At 65.7% G+C, this 25,591-nt stretch carries 19 protein-coding genes; 9 read left to right on the forward strand and 10 right to left on the reverse strand.

Going from position 1 to position 25,591, the window contains the following annotated elements; all coding sequences use genetic code 11:
* Positions 1–242 precede the first annotated feature (242 nt).
* Entirely contained in the window at positions 243–3,467 is a 3,225-nt protein-coding gene (locus DNX69_RS17425; RefSeq protein WP_110787679.1) for a PAS domain S-box protein, read from the forward strand.
* A gap of 36 nt (positions 3,468–3,503) precedes the next feature.
* Here DNX69_RS17425 and DNX69_RS17430 read toward each other — a convergent pair whose 3' ends face one another.
* The 4 genes from DNX69_RS17430 to cobS are packed head-to-tail and all read right to left on the reverse strand — an operon-like array spanning position 3,504 to position 8,137.
* Positions 3,504–4,652 carry an esterase-like activity of phytase family protein gene (locus tag DNX69_RS17430; protein WP_110787193.1) on the reverse strand — a complete coding sequence of 383 codons (1,149 nt, stop codon included), beginning with the start codon at positions 4,650–4,652 and terminating at the stop codon, positions 3,504–3,506.
* A gap of 23 nt (positions 4,653–4,675) precedes the next feature.
* Entirely contained in the window at positions 4,676–6,577 is a 1,902-nt protein-coding gene (gene cobT / locus DNX69_RS17435) for a cobaltochelatase subunit CobT (protein WP_110787680.1), read from the reverse strand.
* A gap of 5 nt (positions 6,578–6,582) precedes the next feature.
* Positions 6,583–7,095 carry a DUF29 domain-containing protein gene (locus DNX69_RS17440; RefSeq protein ID WP_110787681.1) on the reverse strand — a complete coding sequence of 171 codons (513 nt, stop codon included), beginning with the start codon at positions 7,093–7,095 and terminating at the stop codon, positions 6,583–6,585.
* 46 nt (positions 7,096–7,141) lie between these two features.
* A complete protein-coding gene (gene cobS, locus DNX69_RS17445; protein WP_110787194.1) occupies positions 7,142–8,137 on the reverse strand; it encodes a cobaltochelatase subunit CobS in 996 nt (331 codons plus the stop codon).
* Positions 8,138–8,416: 279 nt separating this feature from the next.
* Here cobS and DNX69_RS17450 point away from each other — a divergent pair, with 279 nt between their 5' ends.
* A complete protein-coding gene (locus tag DNX69_RS17450) occupies positions 8,417–9,040 on the forward strand; it encodes a DedA family protein (RefSeq protein WP_110787195.1) in 624 nt (207 codons plus the stop codon).
* A 46-nt stretch (positions 9,041–9,086) separates the two neighbouring features.
* On the opposite strand, the gene DNX69_RS17455 is transcribed toward DNX69_RS17450, so the two are convergent.
* Entirely contained in the window at positions 9,087–9,731 is a 645-nt protein-coding gene (locus tag DNX69_RS17455) for a J domain-containing protein (RefSeq protein WP_110787196.1), read from the reverse strand.
* Positions 9,732–9,849: 118 nt separating this feature from the next.
* On the opposite strand from DNX69_RS17455, the gene DNX69_RS17460 reads away from it, so the two are divergent.
* Positions 9,850–10,119: a BolA family protein gene (locus DNX69_RS17460; RefSeq protein WP_110787197.1), complete on the forward strand. Its 270-nt coding sequence runs from the start codon at positions 9,850–9,852 to the stop codon at positions 10,117–10,119.
* 12 nt (positions 10,120–10,131) lie between these two features.
* On the opposite strand, the gene DNX69_RS17465 is transcribed toward DNX69_RS17460, so the two are convergent.
* Genes DNX69_RS17465 through DNX69_RS17475 form a run of 3 tightly spaced genes read right to left on the reverse strand, consistent with a single transcriptional unit; the run spans position 10,132 to position 13,300 of the window.
* On the reverse strand, positions 10,132–11,493 hold the full coding sequence (locus DNX69_RS17465) for a hemolysin family protein (RefSeq protein ID WP_110787198.1): 1,362 nt from the start codon (positions 11,491–11,493) through the stop codon (positions 10,132–10,134).
* Between the two features lie 47 nt (positions 11,494–11,540).
* On the reverse strand, positions 11,541–12,686 hold the full coding sequence (gene aroB, locus DNX69_RS17470; protein WP_110787199.1) for a 3-dehydroquinate synthase: 1,146 nt from the start codon (positions 12,684–12,686) through the stop codon (positions 11,541–11,543).
* Positions 12,683–13,300, reverse strand: a complete 618-nt coding sequence (locus DNX69_RS17475) for a shikimate kinase (RefSeq protein WP_110787200.1) — start codon at positions 13,298–13,300, stop codon at positions 12,683–12,685. Before DNX69_RS17475 ends, aroB begins: the two co-directional genes overlap by 4 nt.
* Positions 13,301–13,447: 147 nt before the next feature.
* Between DNX69_RS17475 and DNX69_RS17480 the strand changes: the two genes are divergently transcribed.
* From DNX69_RS17480 to DNX69_RS17500, 5 genes are all read left to right on the forward strand, one after another.
* The gene (locus DNX69_RS17480) at positions 13,448–13,594 is read left to right on the forward strand and encodes a hypothetical protein (protein WP_011156073.1); all 147 of its coding nucleotides are present in this window, start codon (positions 13,448–13,450) and stop codon (positions 13,592–13,594) included.
* A 16-nt stretch (positions 13,595–13,610) separates the two neighbouring features.
* The gene (xerD, locus tag DNX69_RS17485) at positions 13,611–14,630 is read left to right on the forward strand and encodes a site-specific tyrosine recombinase XerD (protein ID WP_110787201.1); all 1,020 of its coding nucleotides are present in this window, start codon (positions 13,611–13,613) and stop codon (positions 14,628–14,630) included.
* Positions 14,631–14,749: 119 nt separating this feature from the next.
* Positions 14,750–15,373, forward strand: a complete 624-nt coding sequence (locus DNX69_RS17490) for a PadR family transcriptional regulator (RefSeq protein WP_110787682.1) — start codon at positions 14,750–14,752, stop codon at positions 15,371–15,373.
* Positions 15,374–15,584: 211 nt separating this feature from the next.
* Positions 15,585–16,547, forward strand: coding sequence for an acetyl-CoA carboxylase carboxyltransferase subunit alpha (locus tag DNX69_RS17495; RefSeq protein WP_110787202.1), 963 nt, complete (start codon positions 15,585–15,587; stop codon positions 16,545–16,547).
* Positions 16,548–16,917: 370 nt separating this feature from the next.
* Positions 16,918–18,351 (forward strand): L,D-transpeptidase family protein, encoded by a 1,434-nt coding sequence (locus tag DNX69_RS17500; RefSeq protein WP_110787203.1) that lies wholly within the window; start codon positions 16,918–16,920, stop codon positions 18,349–18,351.
* A gap of 236 nt (positions 18,352–18,587) precedes the next feature.
* Here the strand turns inward: DNX69_RS17500 and secA are convergent, their stop codons facing one another.
* Complete coding sequence (gene secA / locus DNX69_RS17505) at positions 18,588–21,428, reverse strand: preprotein translocase subunit SecA (protein WP_110787204.1); 2,841 nt, start codon at positions 21,426–21,428, stop codon at positions 18,588–18,590.
* A 341-nt stretch (positions 21,429–21,769) separates the two neighbouring features.
* Between secA and DNX69_RS17510 the strand changes: the two genes are divergently transcribed.
* On the forward strand, positions 21,770–22,705 hold the full coding sequence (locus DNX69_RS17510; RefSeq protein WP_110787205.1) for a peptidylprolyl isomerase: 936 nt from the start codon (positions 21,770–21,772) through the stop codon (positions 22,703–22,705).
* A 120-nt stretch (positions 22,706–22,825) separates the two neighbouring features.
* Here DNX69_RS17510 and mutS read toward each other — a convergent pair whose 3' ends face one another.
* Positions 22,826–25,546, reverse strand: coding sequence for a DNA mismatch repair protein MutS (mutS, locus tag DNX69_RS17515; RefSeq protein WP_110787206.1), 2,721 nt, complete (start codon positions 25,544–25,546; stop codon positions 22,826–22,828).
* Positions 25,547–25,591 lie beyond the last annotated feature (45 nt).

The raw sequence follows: 25,591 nt of genomic DNA on the forward strand, positions 1-25,591 counted from the left end.
CGTCCGGGGGATGTGCGTCTGCGACAAGTGCGACCGATTGTCATATACTGACGTGTAACGACCTCGTATCACTACCAAGAATATGCCTTTGTTCGAATCAAGTACTTTCCCGAGGTGACGAAGCGAGCGGCCGATCGCACAACTTTTCGATTATGGTCGATCGCCGGGGCATCGTTTACCGCAGCAAACGCCGTCGCTGGGCCACGGTGAGTGCCGGTGCGGTCACCATCGCAGGGGCCTTCATGAAACTGTCGACCCGGCTGACCCTTGCCATGGTGGCGCTGGTTTTGGTGACTAGCGCGGTCCTCGGTTTTCTGAACTACCGGAACGTCGTCGATCTGGTGATGCCGCGGGCGATGATGCGGCTTCAAACCCACGCGCAGCTCAATGCGCTGCTGATCGAAACCTCGCTCAAGAGCACCCACGCAGACGTGGTCGGCGCACAATCGTCGGCGGCCTTGCGCGATCTTCTGACAGCCCGGGATGACAGCGTCCGAACCACGGGTACCGAGCCCGAGGGATGGCGCAAGCGGATCGAGGATCGCTTCTTCGCTGAGATGGTCGCTAAGCCGAGTTGCGCGATCCTGCGAATCATCGGTTCGGAGGACGGCGGTCGCGAATTGGTGCGGGTCGATCGGAGCGGCCCTGGCGGCAGCATTCGCGCCGTGCCGCCGTCCGAACTGACCCGCCGCGGAGACCGCGCTTACTTCAAGCAGGGCATGGCGCTTCCACCCACCCGGGTGGCGATGTCGAAGGTCGAACTCAACAAGACCGCGACCGGATTGGAAATGCCTTATGTCCCGACGGTGCGCACGATGGCGCCGATCGACGGCGCCGACGGCACCCGGCTCGGGATCCTTGTCATCAATACCGATCTGCGGAGATTGTTCGAAAGGGTTCGCGAGAGCTCCGACGGCAGCAGTGCGATCTATGTGGTCGACTCGGACGGCAATTACCTGCTGCATCCAGACCGGTCGCACGAGTTCGGTTTCGATCTCGGCCAGCCCAGCCGTATTCAGGATGATTTTCCGCGTCTTACCGAACTTCTATTGGCGGGCAATAGCGGCGCTACCCCAAGGCTGCTTGCGGATCGATCCGGTGCTCGTTTCGGGGTGGGGTGGGACTGGGCCAAACTGCCCGATGGCCCGCGCCTCGCGGTGGTCGAGACGCGGCCGTATGACTCGCTGACATCCGTGCAAGCGGCCGTGCGAAATTCCACCGTCCTCGGCGGCGCGGTGGCGATCCTGGTGGCGATGCTGATGGCGTTTCCGCTGGCGCGCTCGCTGACCCGCCCCTTGGTGCGAATAACCAATTCGATCGTGGCGTTCTCCTCCAGCGGGGTGCCGGTGCAAGTGAAAACCGGCGGCGGCCACGAGATCAACATGCTGGCCGATGCCTTCACGCGGATGGCCTCGGAATCCCAACGCAAGGCGGTCGCGCTCGCTTCCGAAGTCGAGCAACGTTCGCGGATCGCCGAAGTGCTGCAGAATACCATCGATAACATGGTCGACCCCGTGCTGGTCGCTGACGCCAGCGGCATGGTGATCCTGACCAACCCAGCAGCACGAGAGACCTTTGGCCAGCTGTCTGGCGTCGGCGTGCTGAACACGACCCTTTCGTTCGACCGGTTCGATGTCGAGGGCAATCCGATGGCGCAGGATCAGTCGCCATTGCTGCGTGCCTATCGCGGAGAGACCATCATCAACTTCGAGTTCGCCGTCCAGCCGCTCGGCTCGGATCGCCGCTTCTATCTGGTCGCCAACGGCCGCCCGTTGCGGAACGAAGCCGGCGAGCTCCAAGGCGCCGTGATGGTGTATCACGACATCACCAAGACCAAGAAAGCGGAGGATGCGCTTCGCCGTAGCGAGCAGATGTCGCGCGCCATCATCGACACCGCGCTCGACGCCTTCGTGCAACTCGATGCCCAGGGACGGATCACCGATTGGAGTCCGCACGCCGAATCGATGCTCGGGTGGAGCCGCGAAGAGGCGGTCGGGCAGGATTTCGGCGAACTGGCGCTCGCGCCGGATCACAGCAGGGATATCAAGACCGGCTATCGACGCTTCATCGAGGCGATCGAGCACGACATGAGCGTGATCCAGGGGCATCGGATCGAGGTCGAGGCGGTGCGGCGCGACGGCTCGCCGATTGCGCTGGAAGTATCGATGACGGCGCTGCCGGTCGAGGGGCGGTTTGTCGTCAACGCGTTCATGCGCGACCTGACCGAGAAGATCGCGTTCGAGGAGCAACTGCGGCAGTCGCAGAAGATGGAATCGATCGGCCAGCTGACCGGCGGCATCGCTCACGACTTCAACAACATGCTGACGGTGATCACCGGCACCATCGACATCATCAGCGACGGCGTCGCCGACCAGCCGCATCTGGCGGCGATCGCCAAGCTGATCAGCGAGGCCGCCGATCGCGGCTCCGAGCTGACCCGGCTGCTGCTGGCCTTCGCCCGCAAACAGCCGTTGCGGCCGGACGAGACCGAGGTCAATGCGCTGCTCGCCGGACTGCAGAGCCTGCTGCGTCCGACCCTTGGCGAGCCGATCGAAGTGGCGACGGTGCTGGCGCCGGACACCTGGCCGATCTACGTCGACCGCGGCCAGCTCGAGTCGGCCCTCGTCAACCTGGCCGTCAACGCCCGCGATGCGATGCCCAAGGGCGGCAAGCTCACGATCGAGACCAGCAACGTCGTGGTGGATCAGGATCTCGGCAAGCGCTTCGGCGACCTGGCTCCGGGCGACTATGTGATGATCGCGATCACCGATTCCGGTTGCGGCATTCCGGAAGCGATCCGCAGCAAGGTGTTCGACCCGTTTTTCACCACCAAGGAAGTCGGCAAGGGCACCGGACTCGGCCTCAGCATGGTTTATGGCTTCATCAAACAATCCGGCGGACACATCACGCTGGACAGCGAGGAGGGGCACGGCACCACGTTTCGGCTGTATCTGCCACGCGCGCAGGTCGAGTCCGATGCGGATGCCGCACCGTCGATCGAACCGAATCCCGTCGGCGGCACCGAGACGATTCTGGTGGTCGAGGACGACGCCATGGTCCGCAGCTACGTCAACGCCCAGCTCAAGAGTCTCGGCTACACGACGCTGTCGGTCAGCAACGCTGCCGCGGCGCTGTCGATCGGCGAGAGCGACACCGCGTTCGACCTGCTGTTCACCGACGTCGTGATGCCCGGCGCGATGAACGGCGTCCAGCTCGCCGTCGAAATGGCCAAGCTCCGTCCGGGTCTGAAAGTGCTGTATACCAGTGGGTACTCCGAGAATGCGTTGATTCACAACGACCGGATCGATGCCGACGTGCTGCTCTTGTCGAAGCCCTACCGGCGCAGTGATCTGGCCCGCATGATCCGCCGCGCGCTCGCCGCGAGCCAGGAGACAGAAGCGACACGCGCGGCTGCCACGGTCGTCGAGGCGGCCAGAACGACCAGGGCGGTGGCGCGGACGCTGTGAGTTCGCCGCGGCCGCAATGCGGGACGCCGCCGCGGCTCAGTCCGTTTCGAGCGTGAATTGCAGCAGCAGGGTTCGCTGCAGCATCGAGAAATTGTCGTCCGACACCATCGTCAGTACGATCGCGCCGTCGGCGTCGACATGCACGTCGAGCCCTTCCATGTTGTCGATCTCGTTGCCGAGATCGGCCTCGAAGATCGCCGGCCCGTCGACCGTCGCGCCCGGCACGATCGCGTTCAGCGCGATCCGCCGGATCCGGATGTGCACGCCTTCGAACCAGGAGAACTTGCGCTCCAGGATCAACAGCTCGCCGCCGGGCAACAGGGTGGCGTCTGCGATGTCGTAGTTGGAGGTTCGGCGGACCGCGAACTGGCCGGGAGATCGGCCGCCGATCAGGAATCCGATGGTGTTGCGATCGGGATCGAGGCCGCGTTCTGAAAGGGCGATCAAGGTCCCGGCCAGCGGATGCGGCTTCGGCACCGCCACCAGCGATTCGATGCCCTTGTTGTTCGGCAATTTGCGTAGCGCCGGCGGCACCGCGATCGGATGGCCGCGCGCACGGACGCCATCGCGGCCGAAGTCGAATTTGACGATCTGGTTGACGCGTTCGAAGCCCACATAGGCGGTGCCGCCGTCGAAAGCGAGCGACTCGCTGTCGTACCATTTGCGCGACCGCAGTGGTCTGCCGTCGGGCCCGAGCAGCGGCGCCGCTTCGACGTCGGCGAGGCCGCTCATCGTCGCCCCATCATAGACGATGCGGCCGGTGAACCAGGTCGCCTTGTCGCTGATCGCAACGAACCGCTCGCCGCGCGGATCGAGCCGCAGCGCCGACAGTCCGCCGAAGCCGCGAAAGCCGGATGTCAGGATCATGCCGCTGCGAAACTGCAGCGCGCCGAAACGGCGATGGGCGCGGTCGCGCAGATCGAAGTGCTCGATCGCGCGAGCTCGCACCTCGATCGCGCGGGGCGCCGGCGGTGTCAGCTCATCGGCTTCGGACGGCTTGGCCTGCGCCAATGCCATTGTCGGTGCGGCCGACGCCAGTGCCGCGGTGCTGCCCAGCCACAAGCCGGCTGCGAGCAGGCAGCGGCGTGTCGTCACGTCGACGAGCGGTGCGGAGGGCGCCGGAACGTCGGCGTCCGGCGCCGCTTGGCCGCGCCGCATCCCAGCTTCGCCCCGCGGAGCGCTCATCGGCTCATCTCAGCCCGAAGCGCTCACGAATGCAGACGGCGGCGTCGCGGACCCGGCGTCGCGGCCGGGGTGGCGGTCTCGCTGAACAGCTCGGCGAGCTTCTCGGTGATGGCGCCGCCGAGCTCTTCGGCGTCGACGATGGTCACGGCGCGGCGATAATAGCGCGTCACGTCGTGGCCGATGCCGATCGCGATCAGTTCCACCGGCGAGCGGGTCTCGATCTCCTCGATGATATGGCGCAGATGCCGCTCCAGGTAGTTGCCGGGGTTGACCGACAGAGTCGAGTCGTCGACCGGCGCACCGTCCGAGATCATCATCAGGATCTTGCGCTGCTCGGGCCGGCCGAGCAGGCGCTTGTGCGCCCAATCCAGCGCCTCGCCGTCGATGTTCTCCTTGAGCAGACCCTCGCGCATCATCAGCCCGAGATTCTTGCGCGCGCGGCGCCACGGCGCATCGGCGGACTTGTAGATGATGTGGCGCAGGTCGTTGAGCCGCCCCGGATTGGCCGGCTTGCCGGCGGCGAGCCAGGCCTCGCGCGACTGTCCGCCCTTCCAGGCGCGGGTGGTGAAGCCGAGGATTTCGACCTTGACGCCGCATCGCTCGAGCGTGCGCGCCAGAATGTCGGCGCAGGTCGCCGCCACCGTGATCGGCCGGCCGCGCATCGAGCCGGAATTGTCGAGCAGCAGCGTCACCACGGTGTCGCGGAAGGTCGCTTCCTTCTCGTTCATGAACGACAGCGGATGGAACGGATCGATCACCACGCGCGACAGTCGCGCGGGATCGAGAATGCCTTCTTCGAGGTCGAAGTCCCAAGCGCGGTTCTGCTGCGCCATCAGCCGGCGTTGCAGCCGGTTGGCGAGCCGCGCGACGATGCCCTGCAGGTGCGCCAGCTGCTTGTCCAGATAGCTGCGCAGCCGCTCCAGCTCGTCGTGATCGCAGAGGTCTTCGGCCGCGACGATCTCGTCGAACTTCGGCGCGAAGGCGTGATATTCTGGCCCGCGCGGCTCGTTGGCGCCGCGATTGTGCGGCCGGGTGGCTTCGCCCGGCGTGTCGTCCTCGCCGAGTTCGGAATCGTCGAAGGCATCGGAAGTCGACGCCTGCGCGCTTTCCATCTGGCTGTCGCTGACCTCGTCGGTGGTCGCCTCGGCCTGCTCGGCGCTCATGTCCTGAGCGGATTCGCCTTCCGGCTGTCCCTCGGCGCCGCCCTGGTCGTTCTCGCCTTCCTGCTTGTCGTCCTGGTTGTCTTCCTCGTCGGTCTCGGTGTCGCGGTCGTCGCCGAGCTCCAGCACGTCGAGCATGTCGTGGATCATGTCGCCGAACTTCGCCTGATTGTCGGCGAAGCGTTCGAGCTGATCGAGCCGCGGCCCGAGCTTGTCTTCCAGCACCGGCCGCCACAGGTCGACCAGCTTCTTGGCCGCAGCCGGCGGCGCCAGGCCGGTCAGCCGCTCGCGCACCAGCATCGCCAGCGCATCCGACAGCGGCGCATCGGCACGGTCGGTGATCTCGTCGAATTTGCCGCGATGGAAATGATCGTCGAGCATCGCAGTGAGGTTCTTGGCGACGCCGGCCATCCGCCGCGCACCGAGCGCTTCGACGCGTGCCTGCTCGACCGCCTCGAACACGCCGCGCGCCTGCGGGTTGCCGGGCATCAGCTTGCGATGCACTTTCGGGTCGTGACAGGCGAGCTTCAGCGCGATCGAATCGGCATGGCCGCGCACGATCGCGGCGTCGCGCTTGCTCATCTTCCGGGCCGGCTCGGGCAGCCGCGCCTTGCCCGGCGCGAGGCCTGGGCGCTCGGCCGCGAAGCTGACTTCCAGCTCCGGCGCCTTGGCGATCGCCCGCAGGCACGAGGTCACCGCGCGCTTGAACGGCTCGGTCGGCGCTTCCTTCGATCCGGTGCGGAGTTTGGTGTTCTGCGTGGTCATGCTGATCAATGCCGGCGTGGTGATTGCAGTTCGTCGTGCTCGATCACGCGTTCTACGACGGCGTGCCAATCGTAGGGACAAGTCGCGGGAAAAGCCGTTTCGGTCAGTCCTGTTTCCTTCACGGCATCGTCCACAGCGTCCTCATAGGCCTCGGCGACACCTTCGGATATGCGCGGCTGCAGGCTTGGGTTGTCCCGCAACAGACGCCCGATCCACCTGCGATGCTCTCGGATGGACAGCACCCCGCTCCGCGATCGCCGCTCCGGTTGATGGTCCCACTTCAGCAGATGCAACAGGACGATTCGGATGGCGCTTTGCAGCTTGTCGTACTCTGTCCTGCCCACGTCGCCCAACTCGTCCGCGATGTTGACTGCGTCGATGTCCGACAGCCGCCCCGCTCTGAGGAGAGCAACTTGATCCTGGACCCAGCCGTACAGATCTTCCCGGTATCCCCGCGACGCCTTTGGCGTCGCCGGCTCAATCGGATCACCGTGCAGCTTCGACTTCGTCGTCGTCATCGCCTGCCTTCCGCCTCTCCTTGCGCGCAAGGAGAGGCTGTTGGGATCAGCTCATCGCGATGTTGACCGAGCTCTCCGGCAGCTCGGCGTTGAAGCAGCGCTGATAGAATTCCGCCACCAGCGGTCGCTCCAGCTCGTCGCATTTGTTGAGGAACGTGACGCGGAACGCGAAGCCGATATCGCCGAAGATCTCGGCGTTCTCCGACCAGGTGATCACCGTGCGGGGGCTCATCACCGTCGACAGATCGCCGTTGGCGAAGGCGTTGCGGGTCAGATCGGCGAGCCGCACCATCTTGTTGACGGTGTCGCGTCCTTCCGCGTTGCGATAGTGCTTGGCCTTGGCGAGGATGATTTCGACTTCCTCGTCGTGCGGCAGATAGTTCAGCGTGGTCACGATCGACCAGCGGTCCATCTGACCCTGGTTGATCTGCTGCGTGCCGTGATACAGGCCCGAAGTGTCGCCGAGACCGATGGTGTTGGCGGTGGCGAACAGCCGGAACGCCGGATGGGGCTTGATCACCTTGTTCTGGTCGAGCAGCGTCAGCCGGCCGGAGACTTCCAGCACGCGCTGGATCACGAACATCACGTCGGGGCGGCCGGCATCGTATTCGTCGAACACCAGCGCGACGTTGTGCTGCAGCGCCCAGGGCAGGATGCCGTCACGGAATTCGGTGACCTGCTTGCCTTCGCGAACCACGATGGCGTCCTTGCCGACCAGATCGATACGGCTGATGTGGCTGTCGAGGTTGACGCGCACGCACGGCCAGTTGAGCCGCGCCGCGACCTGCTCGATATGGGTCGATTTGCCGGTGCCATGGAAGCCGGTCACCATCACGCGCCGATTTTTGGCGAAGCCTGCCAGAATTGCGAGAGTGGTGGCGCGGTCGAAACGGTAATCCGGATCGACGTCCGGCACATGAGGGTCGACCTCGGAATAAGCGGGAACTTCAAGGTCACTGTCGATGCCGAAAACCTGCCGGACCGACACCTTCATGTCAGGTAACCCAGTGATCTCCGGAGCGGTGGTCGTAGCGGCGGTCATCAATCCTCCGTGGTCCCGGACGCGCCCGAAACCCGATCTTCGTTGGTGGATGCGGTTGAGTGCGGAATTGAACCTAGCAGAGAGCCGCGATCCGCAGAAGCCCGCCGCGCGATCAAAGTTCCGTCGATGTTTCATTGAGATAGGGGCGTGACGCGGTTTTGTGAAGGCTGTGTTGCGAATTCGATGGGCGATGCCGAATCGTCGTGCAACCTTTCGGCAGGGCCGGGGTCGTAAGCTGTCGCGCCTAAAGTTTCGCCCTGACGCGGAGTCCTCACGGCCTTGAGTTCACTGCTCGACTCGCTGGTTCATTTTGCCGCGTCGCATCCCGGTCTCGCCTATTTGGCGCTGTTCCTGGCGGCGTTGCTCGAAGCCGTTCCGGTGCTCGGATCGCTGGTGCCGGGCTCGACCGTGATCCTGGCGCTGAGCGCGCTGATCCCCGGTGGCGAGATCAGCCTGGTCGGGGCCCTCGCATCGGCGATCACCGGCGCGCTGATCGGCGACGGCGCGGCGTATTGGACCGGCCACCGCGCGCAGCGCCGGATCCTGAGCGCCTGGCCGTTGTCGATCTATCCGGACGTGGTGGCGCGGGCGGAGGCATTCTTCCTGCGCTACGGCACCTGGGCGGTGCTGTTCGGGCGGTTCGTGCCGCCGATCCGCGCGTTCGTGCCGATCACCGCCGGGGCGCTGCAAATGACGCCGGCGCGGTTCTTCGCGGTCGATGTGCCGGCGATTCTGCTGTGGGCGCCGGCCCATGTGCTGCCAGGGGTGCTGGCGGCCACCGCTCTGGAACGCAGCCACGCGTCATTGCATCATTGGCTGCCGGTGCTCGCCGGCGTGGTCGGAACGCTGGTGGTGGCACTCTGGGCATATCGCCGCTGGAAGAGCGTCGAGCCGTCCGGTTAGGCTAGAGCGATCGAGATCGTCGTCTCGTCGCGACGAGACGACAGCGTCAGCTCCGGACAACCGTTTTCAGATAATTGTACGCCTTGATGATCTCGATCAGGCGGTCTTCGGTCGACCGGTCGCCGCCATTGGCGTCGGGGTGATGCTGTTTCACCAGCGCCTTGTACTTGGCCTTGACCACTTCGAGCGTCGCGTCGCTGTCGAGGCCCATCACCTGCAGCGCCTTGCGCTCGGCGTTGAACACCTTGCGCGGCTCGGCGCGCACCTCGTCGGCCGGATCCGGCCCGCGACGCCGGCGACGGCTGCCGGTGAATTCGTTGAAGACGTTGAACGGATCGGCGGCGCCTTCGAGATCCTCGGGGCTGCGCGCACGGCTGCGCGCGCCGTTCTGTCCCATCTTCCACGTCGGCCGATGTCCGGTCAGCGCGTCCTTCTGATAGCGCGCGACGTCGTCGGGATCCATTCCTTGGAAGAAATTGTAGCCCTGATTGAACTCGCGGACGTGATTCAGACAGAAGTACCAATAGTCCTTCTCGTGGCCGCGGCCTTTCGGCGCGCGGTGCGCGGCGCGGTTGGTGCAGCCCGGCGCGTCGCACATTCGCACCTGCTCGCGCGCGGCTTCCCGCGCCGCCTCTGCGGCCCGCGGCTTGACGCGGATCTTGTCGAAGAATTTGGACGAGTCGATTGGCATGAGCGGACTTTGACTACGCAACGTGACGGGCTTCAAGTCTTGACATTCTGAGTAGGCCCCCGGTTGATGCGTCGCAGACGGATTTGACGGAATAACGACCGAGGGTGGGCATCAAGGCATGGGCACGCAGGACACTATCACACAGAAGTTGCGCGAAGCTTTCACCCCGGAAAGCCTCGACGTCATCGACGAATCCAATCTGCATGAAGGTCATGCCGGCCATTCCGGCCGCAGCGAGACTCATTTTCGCGTGAATATCGTGTCGGATGCCTTTGCCGGCAAGAGCCGGGTCGATCGCCATCGCATGGTCAACGACTTGCTCGCCGCGGAGCTGAAGGGCGGCGTCCACGCGCTGGCGATCAAGGCCAAGGCGCCGGGCGAAAGCTGAGCCCGGATTGGTTCAAACCGATCCGGCGCCCGACTTCCAGCTCTTCTTCCGGATCAGATCGGCCTCGCCGTCGCGCGGCACCGGTGAGATTCGCAGCGTGGTGATGCGGTTGCGCTCGCGGCGCAGAACACGGAAGCGGAACCCGTGGAAGGTGAAGTTCTGGCCGCGCTCGGGAATCGACCGAGCCTCGTGAATCACCAGGCCGGCGACCGTGGTGGCCTCCTCGTCCGGCAACTCCCAGCCCATCGCCCGGTTGAGGTCGCGGATCGGCACCGAGCCGTCGACCACCACCGAGCCGTCGGGCTGGGTGCGAACGCCGGCCACCACCACGTCGTGCTCGTCGGAAATGTCGCCGACGATCTCCTCGAGGATGTCCTCGAGCGTCACCATGCCTTCGACTTCGCCGTATTCGTCGACCACCAGAGCGAAGTGAGTCTTGCGGGCGCGGAAGGCCTTGAGCTGTTCCGACACCGGGCGCATTTCCGGCACGAACCACGGCTGCAGCGCGATCTTGCCGATGTCGAGCTTGGAGGCGTCGCCGTCGCTGGCCCGCAGGGCGCGTAGCAGATCCTTGGCGTGCAGCACGCCGACGATGTTTTCCGGCTTGTCGCGCCATAGCGGCACGCGGGTGTATTCGGTGGCGAGAACTTCCTTCACAAGCTGTTCGGTCGGCTGATCGGCATTGATGGTGACCATCGAAGTTCGATGCACCATCACGTCCGACACCACCAGTTCGCCGAACCGGAACACGTTCTGGATGTACTCGGCCTCGCCGCTTTCGATCTTGCCGTGCTCGGCGGATTCGCCGACCAGTCCCTCGATCTCCACGTCGGTGAGGATCTCGTGCTCGGAGTTCTCTTCGACGCCGAGCAGCTTCAAGATGCCGCGCGAGGCCTGATTCAGCAGCCAGTTCAGCGGGTACAGCAGAATGAACGAGACGTGCAGCGGATAGGCGATCCACTGCGACACCGGCTCCGGCTGGCGGATCGCCAGCGTCTTCGGCACCTGCTCGCCGATCACGATGTGCAGCGAGGAGAAGAACAGGAAGCCGCCGAGAAATGCGATCAGGTGCCTGGCCGACTCCGACAGGCCCATCGGCTCGAGCACCGGCGCGAGCAGCGCCGACACGGTCGGCTCGCCGACCCAGCCGAGACCGAGCGACGCCATGGTGATGCCGAGCTGGCAGCAGGCCAGATACGCCTCGACGTTGCCGAGGATGTGCTGCACCAGTTCGGCGCCGAACCGCCGCTTCTCGACCATCGCCTTGATGCGGAAGCCGCGGCTGCGCACCAGCGCGAATTCCGCCGCGACGTAGAAGGCGTTGGCGATCAGCAGCAGGACCGCGATCAGAACGTTGCTCAGAGTCGAGTTCATGATGCTCTTGGGTTCGCCTGCGTGACCGCGGGGCGCCGCAGCGGCTTCTAGGCTTGCGCCAGCTTTCGCTGCAGGAAGTCGCGCACCGGCGCCGGCTCGACCTTATTGGCGATCACCGCGCGGCCGATACCTTCCATCAGGATGAAGGTGAGTTCGCCGCGCTTGACCTTCTTGTCCTGCGCCATCAGCGCCATCAGCCGGTCGGCGTCGGCAACGCCTTCTTGGGTGAAGCCGGCGATGTCCTGCAGCCGCGTCGGCAGGCCGACATCGGCGAGATGCTTGGCCAGCCGCTGCGCATCGGCGGCCGGCATCATGCCGCGCTCGGCCGAGAACTCGGCTGCCAGCACCATGCCGATCGCCACTCCCTCGCCGTGGAACAGCCGGTCGGAGAATCCGGTCGCGGCTTCCAGCGCATGGCCGAAGGTGTGGCCGAGATTGAGCAGTGCGCGGTCGCCGGTCTCGCGTTCGTCGCGGGCGACGATCGCAGCCTTGGCCCGGCAGGAGGTGGCGACCGCGTGCTCGCGTGCGGCACCGCCGCTGAACAGCTCGGCATGGTTGGCTTCGAGCCAGGCGAAAAACGCTTCGTCGCCAAGCGCGCCGTATTTCGCCACTTCGGCATAGCCGGCGCGAAACTGCCGCTGCGACAGCGTGTCGAGCACCGCGGTGTCGGCCAGCACCAGCACCGGTTGATGGAACGTGCCGATCAGGTTCTTGCCCTGAGGCGAGTTGATTCCGGTCTTGCCGCCGACCGAGGAGTCGACCTGCGCCAGCAGCGAGGTCGGCACCTGCACGAAGTCGACGCCGCGGCGCAGCAGCGAGGCCGAGAAGCCGGCGAGATCGCCGATCACGCCGCCGCCGAGCGCGATCACCAGATCGTTGCGTTCGATCTTGGCGGCGATCAGCGCCTCGCACACCTGTTCGAGCCCCGCATAGCTCTTGGAGCTTTCGCCTTCGCCGACGATCACCGCCGCATGTGTGATCCCGGCCTGGTCCAGCACCTCTTCGGTGCGCTGCAGCCAGGTCTTCGCCACGGTGCGATCGGTCACGATCGCGGTGCGGGCGCCAGGGCGCAGCTTGGCGATTCGGGCGCCCAGCGAGGCGAGCACGTCGCGGCCGATCACGATGTCATAGGCGCGGTCGCCGAGCGCGACCTCGACGGTGATCGGGGCGGAGTGGTTCTGCGGGGCGTTCATGAAGTCTCGCTCAAGGTTGGGGCGGACGCGCCGCACAGATAGTGATGCAACGCTGCGACGCATTCGTCGACGATCTTCTCGTGCGGCACGTCGCGCGACGCGATGGTGATGTCGGCTTCGCGATACAGCGGATAGCGTTCGGCGATCAGCCGCGCGATGGTGCCGGCCGGATCGGGCGTCTTCAGCAGCGGCCGGTCGGCGCGGCGCTTGACCCGGCGCAAGATCACGTCGGCCTCCGCCTCCAGCCACAGCGAGATCGCCTTTTCGCGAATCCGGTCGCGGGTCTCATCGCGCATGAAGGCGCCGCCGCCGGTCGCCAATATCTTGGTGCCGCCATCGAGCAGACGGGCGATCACCCGGGCCTCGCCGTCGCGGAAATGAGGCTCGCCGTGGGTTTCGAAGATCTCCGGGATGGTCATCGCCGCGGCCGATTCGATCTCGGTGTCGGCGTCGAGAAACGGCAGCCCGAGCCGCAGCGCCAGCCGGCGTCCGACCGTTGATTTGCCGGCGCCCATCATGCCGATGAGCACGACCGGGCGATCGCCCAGCGCCGCGACGATCTCGGCTTCCTGGGGCGACCTGCCGGCAGCAGCCGTCGGTACGGTTTCAGACATTCGCGGCATCCGTGGGACTGAAAGGGCAAGCTATACTACCCTGGTCGCTTGGCTTGCCAGAGTCTCTTGCAAGGGAGGGGCGAACATGGTCGTAGTCGCCCGTCGCCGCCCAAACGCCCGCCTGTTCGCTGCCGCCGAGATTGTCGAATGCCTACTCTGTTTCGGTTTTTGACGGTGATCGGTGTGGTGGGCGGTATCATCTACGGGACGATCTTCGCGCTGGCCAACTTCGTCGGGCCGAACAGCCGCGAAATGACCGTGACGATCGGTCCGGACAAGTTTCTCAAGAAATAGCCGCTAGGCTGGTCGCATGCGACGACCACGAACCACATCCACGACCGCCGTGCTGCCGGAGCCGGAGGCTCAGGCCGCACCGCTGCGCCCGGCCTCCTACTCGGACGCTGGGCTGACCGAGCTGTTTCTCGACATGATCGCGGCCGAGCAGGGCGCCTCCGCCAACACGCTCGATGCCTATCGGCGCGATCTGGCCGATCTGTCGCAGTTTTTGTCCCGCCGCCGGCTCAGCATCGGCTCTGCCGACACCGCGGCGCTGCGCGGTTATCTGGCGGATCTCGACAAGCGCGGCTTTGCCACCTCCAGCGTCGCCCGGCGACTCTCGGCGCTGCGGCATCTATTCCGGTTTCTGCTCAGCGAGCGGATTCGCGCCGACGATCCGGCCGCGATCCTGGCCGGGCCGAAGCGCGGCCGCAGCCTGCCGAAAGTGCTGTCGATCGCCGACGTCGACCGGTTGCTCGGCTGTGCCCGGCAGGAGATCGATGCCGCAGAAGGTGGCGCGCGGCTGCGCGCGGCGCGGCTGAATTGCCTGCTCGAGGTGCTCTACGCCACCGGGCTGCGCGTCTCGGAGCTGGTGTCGCTGCCGCTGTCGGCAGCGCGACGCGACGCCCGGATGATCGTGGTCCGCGGCAAGGGCGACAAGGAGCGGCTGGTGCCGCTCAACGCCGGCGCCAAGCAGGCGATGGCCCGCTATCTCGAAGAGGTCGCGGCCGCCACCAAAGAAGCCAAAGGCGCGCCGACCCCGAAGTGGCTGTTTCCGTCCTTCGGCGAGAGCGGACATCTGACCCGGCAGCATTTTGCCCGCGATCTGAAGGATTTGGCGGCGCGTGCCGGCCTGTCGCCGCGGCTGGTGAGCCCGCACGTCCTGCGCCACGCCTTTGCCAGCCACTTGCTGCACAACGGCGCCGACCTGCGGATCGTACAGACGCTGCTCGGCCACAGCGACATCTCGACCACACAGATCTACACCCACGTGGTCGAGGAGCGGCTGAAGAGCTTGGTGCGTGACCTGCACCCGCTGTCCGAACAAGCCTGACCGAGCATCCCAACCCGAAACCCCTCTTCCATCGCCGCGAAGATATATCGCAGACTGATCTTGACGTGGTTCGTCTGTGATATATCTTGAGTGCATCACCAACCATGAGGGTAATGAATATGTTCGGGTTTCACAGAGAGATGCAGTTTTCCGGCCGACATGGCCGCCCCGGCCGCGACCATGGGCTTCACCAACGACCGTTTCACGCCGGTCCGCGCCGCGGCGGCGGTTGGGACGACGATGCCGGCGGTTTCGGTCATCCCGGGCATGGCCGGCGCGGCGGCGGCCGGCGGATGTTCGATGGCAGCGAACTGCGGCTGCTTCTGCTCAAGCTGATCGCGGATAAAGCGCGTCACGGTTACGATCTGATCCGGGCGATCGAAGAGCGGACCGGTGGCGCCTACGCGCCCAGCCCCGGCATCGTCTATCCGACGTTGACGATGCTCAGCGAGATGGGATTGATCGAAGAGCAGGTCACCGAAGGCGCCCGCAAGCAGTTCGCCGTCACTCCAGAGGGGACGGCCCATCTCGAGGCCCACGCCGCCGACATCGAGGCGATCATCGCCCGCCTCGATGAGCTTGGTGCGATGCGGGAGCGTATCGATGCCGCCCCGATGCGCCGCGCTATGCACAATCTGCGCAACGTTCTACAGAATCGTCTCGGCGAAGGGCTCGACAAGACCAAGTTGCACGAGGCTGTGGCTCTGATCGACGAGGTCGCCAGCCGGATCGAACGGCTGTAATCGCCGAAGTCGCGACCGCACGGGCGAGCGCCGCGCCGAGCGCCCGACGCCGGTCCGTTCGGTCGCGACGCGGTGTATTCTCATCCATCCACCCGGTCGGTGGATGCGGCGCTGCGGCACTTGTCCCAGCCGCTTGACTTGGCTCCCGGATGGCTTGAAAAGCCGGGCGGCCCTATCGGCCGCAGCTTTCCTCCCCCATGTCGCTCTAGCCATGTCCGGACCCATGCGCAGCTATCTCGACTTCGAAAAGCCGGTGGCGGAACTCGATTCCAAGATCGACGAATTGCGCACGCTCGCGGCTTCCGGCAGCGACATCCATGAGGAAATCGAGAAGATCGAGGAGAAGGCGCAGCAGGCGCTGCAGGATCTCTATGCGGCGCTGACGCCTTGGCAGAAGACCCAGGTCGCGCGTCATCCGCAGCGGCCGCATTGCGTCGACTACATCGAGGGGCTGATCACCGAATTCACGCCTTTGGCCGGCGACCGCAAGTTCGGCGACGACGAAGCGCTGGTCGGCGGTTTCGGTCGCTTCCGCGGCGAAGCCGTCTGCGTCATCGGCCAGGAAAAGGGTTCGACCACCGAAACCCGGCTGCGGCACAATTTCGGCATGGCGCGGCCGGAAGGCTATCGCAAAGCGGTGCGGCTGATGGAAATGGCCGACCGTTTCGACCTGCCGGTGCTGTCGCTGGTCGACACCGCCGGCGCCTATCCGGGCATCGGCGCCGAAGAGCGCGGCCAGGCCGAGGCGATTGCGCGCTCGACTGACGCCTGCCTGCAGCTCGGCGTTCCCAACGTCGCGCTGGTGATCGGCGAAGGCGGCTCCGGCGGTGCGATCGCGATCGCCACCGCCAACAAGGTTCTGATGCTGGAGCATGCGGTCTACAGCGTGATCTCGCCCGAAGCGGCGTCCTCGATCCTATGGCGCGACGGCACCAAGGCGCAGGAAGCGGCGAATTCGATGAAGATCACCGCCCAGGACCTGCTCAAATTCGGGGTGATCGACCAGATCCTGGCCGAGCCCAAGGGCGGCGCGCATCGCGATCCCGAAGCGATGATCGCCACCGCCGGCGATGCGGTTGCGGCCGCGTTCGCCGAACTGAGGGGGCAGGGCCGCGATGCGGTCCGCGCCCAGCGCCGGCAGAAGTTCCTCGATATCGGCCGCAAACTGGCCTGATCCCGGACCGCCCCGGCGGGTCCGGCGAATTGATCAAATCTTAACCAAACCCGCACCGCTGGTTCGAAATTCGGCGCCCGGCCGCAGTTTCGCCGCGCGCCGGCGATTCAATGTTCCTTGACCATGATCTCCGGACCGCCCAGCCGCCGGCCTGATCGGCTTGCGACCCCAAGGGCTTAAGGATAATCTTGTCAGACTGCACACGGTGCCAATGCGTTGGCACCGGCGACGGTGCAGAGTTTGGTAAATGCGAGCGGTCGAATCCGACGGATCTTGCAAGATCCGGTGACGGAGGCGCCGCGCAGAAGCTGGACGGCTGGGTAGCTCGAATGTGGGGTGCGGGTTTGCCGGTCGTCGGGGGAGCTTCGTTGTGACGAAAAGTCCGCTTGTCCGCGCGCTGATGCTGACGGCTGCGCTCGCGACTATGCCTTTGCTCGCTGGCTGCAACAGCGATCAGATGGCGCTGGCCACCAATGCCAAGGCCAATCAGCCGGTGCCGCCGAAGCTGGTCGCGACGATGCAGGAAAAGAACATGGACCTGCAGTCGCCGATCCTGGTGCGGCTGTTCAAGCAGGAAGCCGAGCTCGAGGTCTGGAAGCAGGACCGCACCGGCGTCTTCCAACTGCTGAAGTCCTACCCGATCTGCCGCTGGTCCGGTGATCTGGGCCCGAAGATCCGCGAAGGCGATCGGCAGGCCCCGGAAGGGTTCTATTCGATCTCGCCCGCTCAGATGAATCCGCAGTCGTCATATTACCTGTCGTTCAACACCGGCTATCCGAATGCGTTCGACAAGTCGCTCGGTCGCACCGGCTCGCAGCTGATGGTGCACGGCGACTGCTCGTCACGCGGCTGCTACGCAATGACCGACGAGCAGATCGCCGAGATCTACGCGCTCGGGCGCGAGTCGTTCTTTGGCGGCCAGCGTGCGTTCCAGCTGCAGGCCTATCCGTTCAAGATGACGCCGGTGAACTTCGCCAAGCATCGCAACAACCCGAACATGCCGTTCTGGAAGATGCTGAAGCAAGGCTACGATCATTTCGAAGTTACCCGGCAGGAGCCGAAGGTCGACTTCTGCGAACATAAATACGTGTTCGACGCCGCGCCGCTGCCCGGCGCGACCCGGCCGTTGCAGTTCAACGCGTCGGCCAAATGCCCGGCCTACGAGGTCCGGCCCGACATCGCCGAGGCGGTGCGCGAGAAAGACAAGCAGGACAACATCAAGGTCGCCGAGCTGATCGCCAAGGGGACGCCGCTGGCGCGCCTCAACACCGGCATCGACGGCGGCATGAACCATGTGTTCGCCTCGAAGATTCCCGACGCCTCGACCGGGTTGTCGGATTCCGGTGAGGACAAGACGCTGTCGGTCGCCTCGTTCGAGCGCGCGCCCGGCACCATTCCGCCGACCGTCAACCCGCCGCGTCCGTCGGACAATCTGCTGCGCGCCGCGCCGGCCCAGCCGAGCGTCGCCGCCGCGCCGACCGCGCCGCGCGCGCACGTCGCCTCGGCCTCGAAGGATGAGATCGGTGGGCTGCTGTCCGGCTCCAGCCACCGGACCGGCGAAGTCACCGCTTCGACCCGAGCAGCCGCCGCTTCCGGCCGGCACGAACCGGCGCCGCGGCCTCATGCGTCGGTGCCGAAAGTCACCGAAGCCAAGCGTGCGGAGTCGCGGCCGTCGCTGAAGCCCAGCGTCGATACGGCCGAGACCACCTCGTCGGCCTCCACCAGGTCGTCCGGCATGATCTCCGGCGGTGCGCCGGTGGTGTCGTCGAATTCATTTGACAGCCGGTTCTCGGCGTTCCGCTGAGGCGGCTGACCGCCTCTTTCGCAAAGCCACGTTCAGTCATTCCGGGGCGCTCGCGTCAGCGAGCGAACCCGGAATCCCGCCGTTCGGGGCGCCAGCAGGATTTCAACAATTTCGGGATTCCGGGTTCGCGCAGCGTTGCTGCGCGCCCCGGAATGACGGCTGCGGGTTCGGACTTCAGAAAGCAAAATGCCCGGCGCGAGGCCGGGCATTGCTTGTCCTGATCTGGCCTGCGCCGGTCAGGCGTAGCGGCCGTGGCAGTGCTTGTACTTCTTGCCGCTTCCGCACGGGCAATCCTCGTTGCGGCCGACCTTGCCCCAGGTTTCGGGCCTGTTCGGATCGCGCGCAGTCTTGTCGGCGGTCTGTGCCGGGGCCAGCGAGACGTTGGCGAACGCCATCTCGTCCTGTCCGGTGTCCGGGTCCATCTTGTGGACCTCCATCGGCGGCAATTCCTGCGGCTGGTCGGGCGGGATGATCTCGACCCGCATCAGCTGGGCCGTCACCGCCTCGCGCAAGTGCGAGCTCATCTCCTGGAAGAGATTGAAGGCTTCGGACTTGTATTCCTGCAGCGGATCGCGCTGGCCGTAGCCGCGCAGGCCGATCACCTGGCGCAGGTGATCGAGCATCACCAGATGCTCGCGCCACAGATGATCGAGGGTCTGCAGCAGGATGCTCTTCTCGGCGTAGCGCATCACGTCCGAGCCCCACTGACCGACCTTGGCGGCCATGTGCTCGTCGAACACCCGCTCCAGCCGCGTGATCAGCTCCTCGTCGGCGATGCCTTCTTCCTTGGCCCATTCGTCGACCGGAATGTCGAGACCGACCACACGCTCGACCTCGGCCTTCAGCCCGGTGACGTCCCACTGCTCCGCATAAGCGTGCTCGGGCACGTATTTGGCCACCAGGTCTTCGATGTAGGTGTGGCGCATGTCGGTGACCGTTTCGGCCACGCTGTCTTCCTTCATCAGCTCGACGCGCTGATCGAAGATTACCTTGCGCTGGTCGTTCTGAACGTCGTCGAATTTCAAGAGGTTCTTGCGGATGTCGAAATTGCGGGCTTCGACCTTCTGCTGGGCCTTTTCCAGCGCCTTGTTGATCCAAGGATGGATGATCGCCTCGCCTTCCTTCAGGCCGAGCCGGGTCAGCATGGTGTCGAGCTTGTCGGAGCCGAAGATCCGCATCAGATCGTCTTCCAGCGACAGGAAGAACTTGGAGCGGCCCGGGTCGCCCTGACGGCCGGAGCGGCCGCGCAGCTGGTTGTCGATGCGGCGGCTCTCGTGGCGCTCGGAGCCGATGATGTAGAGGCCGCCGGGACGCTTGGCCGTCTTGGCCGGCTTGTTGCCCTTGGCGGGTTCGATCTCGATCTCGTCTTCGGCTTTCAGCACGATCTCGCGGAAGCGCTCGATGTCGGCCTTGATCTCGGCGATCTTCGCCGCCTTCTCGGCTTCATCGGTGATGTGCCCGGCTTCCTGCTGAAGCCGCATCTCCAGCGAACCGCCCAGCTTGATGTCGGTACCACGGCCGGCCATGTTGGTGGCGATGGTGATCGCGCCGGGCACGCCGGCTTCGGCGACGATGTAGGCTTCCTGCTCGTGGAAGCGCGCATTCAGCACCGCGAACAGCTTCGCCGGCTTGCCGGCGCGAGCGGCCGCGTACAGCTTGTCCATCCCCTTCGGGTCGGTGAAGTCGATCTGCTTGTAGCCGTGCTTGAGCAGATAATCGGCCAGCACCTCGGACTTTTCGATCGACGCGGTGCCGACCAGCACCGGCTGCATCCGCTTGTTGGCACGCTCGACCTCGGCGAGGATTGCGGCGTACTTCTCCTGCTGGGTGCGATACACCTCGTCGTCTTCGTCGAGACGGGCGATCGGCAGGTTGGTCGGGATCTCGACCACTTCGAGCTTGTAGATGTCGAAGAACTCGTCGGCTTCGGTGGCCGCGGTGCCGGTCATGCCGGCGAGCTTGTCGTACATCCGGAAGTAGTTCTGGAAGGTGATCGACGCCAGCGTCTGGTTTTCCGGCTGGACGGTGACGTGTTCCTTGGCTTCGAGCGCCTGGTGCAGGCCTTCCGAATAGCGCCGGCCCTGCATCATACGGCCGGTGAACTCGTCGATGATCACCACCTCGTCGTTGCGGACGATGTAGTCCTTATCGCGCTGGAACAACGTGTGGGCGCGCAGCGCCTGGTTGACGTGGTGCACCACCGAGACGTTCTCGACGTCGTACAGCGACTCGCCGCGCAGCTGCCCGGCGTCCTTCAGCAGCGTCTCGATTTTCTCCATGCCGGCTTCGGTCAGCGTCACGGTGCGCTGCTTCTCGTCGACCTCGTAGTCGGATTTGTCGAGGCGCGGAATGAAGGTGTCGATGGTGTTGTAGAAGTCGGAGCGGTCGTCGAGCGGTCCGGAGATGATCAGCGGGGTGCGGGCTTCGTCGATCAGAATGGAGTCGACCTCGTCGACGATCGCGAAGAAGTGCCCGCGCTGGACCATGTCCTCCAGCCGGTACTTCATGTTGTCGCGCAGATAGTCGAAGCCGTATTCGTTGTTGGTGCCGTAGGTGATGTCGCAGGCATAGGCGGCCTGGCGCTGCGCATCGTCCAGCCCGTGCACGATCACGCCGGTGGTCATGCCGAGGAAGCCGTAGATCTGCCCCATCCATCCGGCGTCGCGGCTGGCGAGGTAGTCGTTGACAGTGACGACGTGCACGCCCTTGCCGGCGAGCGCGTTGAGGTAGACCGCGAGCGTTGCCACCAGCGTCTTGCCTTCGCCGGTCTTCATCTCGGCGATGTCGCCCTCGTGCAGCACCATGCCGCCGATCAGCTGCACGTCGAAGTGGCGCTGGCCGAGGGTGCGCTTGGCCGCCTCGCGCACGGTGGCGAAGGCCGGCACCAGAAGATCGTCGAGAGTCTTGCCCGCGGCGAGCTCCGCGCGGAATTCGGCGGTGCGGGCTTTCAGCGCCTCGTCGGAGAGCTTGGACAGTTCCGGTTCGAGCGCATTGATCTCGGCGACCCGAGACTGGTAACCCTTGACCCTGCGGTCGTTAGCGGAGCCGAAGAGTTTGCGGGCGAGCGCGCCGATCATGCCAGCTTCCTGTTGTTGCGCTGTGACGTAGCAGCCGTGATGCCGTTCGCTCGAGCCACTATCAACTCATCGTGACGCTCAGGCACCTATCAGGATACAGGTGCGCGCGCGAAATGATTGGTAATCCAGCAATCCGAGGGCCGGCTGCTCGGGCGCGGTCGCGCGACGACCGCCCGACCCGAGCCTGTGGCGGCACAGATATGGCTGGGCCTGAGGGTTGTCAACGCGCCGACCTTTCAAGGATTTCATCATTTTGACAGAGTTTTCGCGTTGCCAAGGCACCGCGATTGGGTGACTGTCTCGCCGCCGCGACACCCCGGCTTTCAACACAAGGATTTTCCATGACACCTGCGTTTCACGCAGTCACATCCGGCCTGCGCGCCGGCCTCCTGGGCGCGGCTGTGACAGGTTGTCTCGCATTTGCGCTCCTGGCTGCCCCCGCCGTGCGCGCCGAGGATGCGAACCCCGTACTCGCCAAGGTCAACGGCGCTGAGATCCGTCAGAGCGACGTCGATCTCGCCGAACAGGAGCTCGGCCCCAGCCTGGCCCAGCTCGATCCGGCGACCAAGAAAGAGAACGTGCTGGCCTTCCTGATCGACATGAAAATTGTCGCCAAGGCCGCCGAAGAGAAGAAGATCCAGGACACGCCGGAATTCAAGAAGCGGCTCGAGTTCGCCCGCAACCGGCTGCTGATGGACGATCTGCTCGCCGCCGAGGGCAAGTCCGGCACCACCGACGAGGCGATGAAGAAGGTCTATGACGAGGCCGCCAAGCAGATTTCCGGCGAACAGGAAGTCCACGCCCGGCACATCCTGGTCGAGACCGAGGACGAGGCCAAGGCCGTCGAGGCCGAGCTGAAGAAGGGCGCCGACTTCGCCGAGCTGGCGAAGAAGAAGTCCAAGGATCCGGGCGCCTCCGACGGCGGCGATCTCGGCTTCTTCACCAAGGACCAGATGGTGCCGGAATTCTCCGCCGCCGCCTTTGCGCTCGAGCCCGGCAAGATCTCCGAGCCGATCAAGACCCAGTTCGGCTGGCACATCATCAAGGTCGAGGAAAAGCGCAACCGCAAGCCGCCGAGCTTCGATCAGGTCAAGGCGCAGATCGAGCAGTACGTCACCCGCAAGGCGCAGTCGGACTACGTCGCGAAGCTGCGCCAGAGCGCCAAGATCGAGCGGATGGACCAGCCGGCCGCGAAGCCGGACGCCGCCAAGCCAGCGGATGCGGCGAAGCCTGCCGATGCGGCCAAGCCCGCCACCCCGGCGCCGGCCAAAAAGTAAGTCTTCTCAAAGAGTTGATTGTCGGAATGGCCGGGCTCGTCCCGGCCATTTTGCTTTTCCGGCGCACTTAGCCGTCAGTTCGTAGGATGGGTTTCGCTGCCGCTCAACCTATCCTGCGATCTACGATCCCGGCAGCTTGGCCTTGAGCGCATACAGCGCGTCCAGCGCTTCGCGCGGGGTCATCTCGTCGGGATGCAGCGCCTTGACAGCTTCGATCAGCTGCTCGGCCTCGGTCGGCGGGGCGGCTTCGGCGGGCGCGCGGGCCGTGATGGCGAACAGCGGCAGATCGTCGATCAGCGTCTTGGGCTGGCCGCGGTCGTTGGCTTCCAGCTTCGCCAGCACCGTTTTGGCCCGGCTCACCACCGAAGGCGGCAGGCCGGCCAGTTTGGCGACCTGAATACCGTAGGAGCGATCGGCCGAGCCCGGCAGCACCTCGTGCAGGAAAACGACCTCGCCGCGCCATTCCTTGACCCGCACCGTGGCGTTGAACAGCCGCGGCAGCTTGGCCGACAGCGCGGTCAGCTCGTGATAGTGCGTCGCGAACAGCGAGCGGCAGCGGTTTTGCTCGTGCAGATGTTCGATCGCCGCCCAGGCGATCGACAGGCCGTCGAACGTCGCGGTGCCGCGGCCGATCTCGTCGAGGATCACCAGCGCGCGTTCCGACGCCTGGTTGAGGATCGCCGCGGTCTCGACCATCTCGACCATGAAGGTCGAGCGGCCGCGGGCGAGATCATCGGCGGCGCCGACGCGCGAGAACAGCCGATCGACGATGCCGATCCGCGCCCGGTTCGCCGGCACGAAGCTGCCGACCTGGGCGAGCAGCGCAATCAGCGCGTTCTGGCGCAGGAAAGTCGATTTACCGGCCATGTTCGGGCCGGTCAGCAGCCAGATCTGGCCGTTGGTTTGCGCCGGGCCGGGCGACAGGTCGCAGGCGTTGGCGATGAACGGCTCGCCGGCCTTCTTCAGCGCCTGCTCGACCACCGGATGCCGGCCGCCCTCGATCGCGAACGACAGCGACTCGTCGACCTCCGGACGGACGTAATTGTCGTCGGAAGCGAGCTTGGCCAGCGCGGTGGCGACGTCGAGCAGCGCGAACGCATGGGCCGCCGCGCGCAGGTCCTCGCCGTCGGCATCGATCATCGCCGCGAGGCGGTCGAAGATCTCAAGTTCGAGCCCGAGTGCGCGGTCGCCCGCATTGGCGATCTTGGCCTCGATCTCGCCGAGCTCGGCGGTGGTGAAGCGCACCTGCCCGGCCAGGGTCTGGCGATGGATGAAGGTCGCGTTCAGCGGCGGTGCCATCAGCCTGTCGCCGTGCTGCGCCGAGACTTCGACGAAATATCCCAGCACGTTGTTGTGCCGGATCTTCAGCGCCTTGATGCCGGTGTCATCGGCGTAGCGCGCCTGCATCGACGCCACCACCAGCCGCGAGGCGTCGCGCAGCTTGCGGGTTTCGTCGAGCGCGGGCTCGTAACCTTCGCGGACGAAGCCGCCGTCGCGCTTGAGCAGCGGCAGATCGTCGGCAAGCGCGCGGCCGAGCTCGGCGCACAGCTCGCGCGACGGCCGCTGCAGCGCCGCCATCGCACTCGCGATCTCCTGCGGCGGCGTGGCCAGTTGGCCGAGCTGCACCAGCACCTCGTCGGCGGCGCGGATGCCGTCGCGCAAGTTCGCAAGATCCCGCGGGCCGCCGCGGCCGAGCGACAGCCGGGCCAGCGCGCGCGCCATGTCGGGCGCCGACCGCAGCGAGCTGCGGATCTGTTCGCGAAGTCCGGAATCCGCCGCGAAGGCTTCGACTGCGTCGAGCCGGCGGCCGATCGCGGCGGCATCGGTCAGCGGCGCGGCGAGCCGCTGCGCCAGCAGGCGCGAACCGGCGGCCGTGACGGTGCAGTCGATCGCGTCGAGCAGCGAGCCGCGGCGCTCGCCGGCGAGCGTCCGGGTGAGTTCGAGATTGGCCCTGGTCGCCGGATCGATCGCCATCGTGGTGCCGACCGCTTCGCGCGACGGCGGTGACAGCGGCGGCCGTTTGCCGAGCTGGGTGCGGTCGACATACGTCACGCAGGCCGCTGCGGCCGTGGCCTCCAGCCGCGACAGCGCGGCGAGGCCGTCCATGGTGGCGACGGCGAAGTAATCGCACAGCCGCCGCTCGGCGGTGGCTGAATCGAACACGTCGCGGGTCAGCGGCGTGACGGCGGCGAGTTCGCGCAAGGTGGGCGCGAGTTCGGTGTCGCCGTACAGCGCATCCGGGACGATCGCTTCGTTCGGATTGATCCGCGCCAGTGTCGCGGCGAGTTCGGCGGTCGAACACTCGGTGACGCAGAATTCGCCAGTCGAGATGTCGATCCAGGCCAGCCCGATCCGATCGGCACCGGCCGAGCCGCGGGCGCGGGCGATGGCCAGCAGATAGTTGTTGGCGCGGGCGTCGAGCAGGGTGTCTTCGGTCAAGGTGCCGGGCGTGATCAGCCGCACAACGTCGCGGCGCACCACGCTCTTGCGGGCGCGCGCCGCGGCCGGGTCCTCGGTCTGCTCGCACACCGCGACGCGGTGGCCGAGCGCAATCAGCCGGTGCAGATAATCGTCCGAGCGTTCCACCGGCACGCCGCACATCGGAATGTCGGCGCCGAGATGCTTGCCGCGCTTGGTCAGCGTGATGCCGAGCGCGCGGGAGGCGATCTCGGCATCCTCGAAGAACAGCTCGTAGAAATCGCCCATCCGGTAGAACAGGAGCAGGCCCGGATTGGCGGCCTTGATCTCGTGATACTGCTCCATCATCGGCGACATTTTCGCCGGCGCCTCGGCGGGCGGCGCGGCGGCGGGCGGCGGAGCGATGTCGGGACGGATGGTCATGGCCGATGCATAGCAAAATTCGTCCCCCGGTTCCTACCTCGCGCG

It is taken from the genome of Rhodopseudomonas palustris, from assembly GCF_003226555.1.
Lineage (GTDB): Bacteria > Pseudomonadota > Alphaproteobacteria > Rhizobiales > Xanthobacteraceae > Rhodopseudomonas > Rhodopseudomonas palustris_I.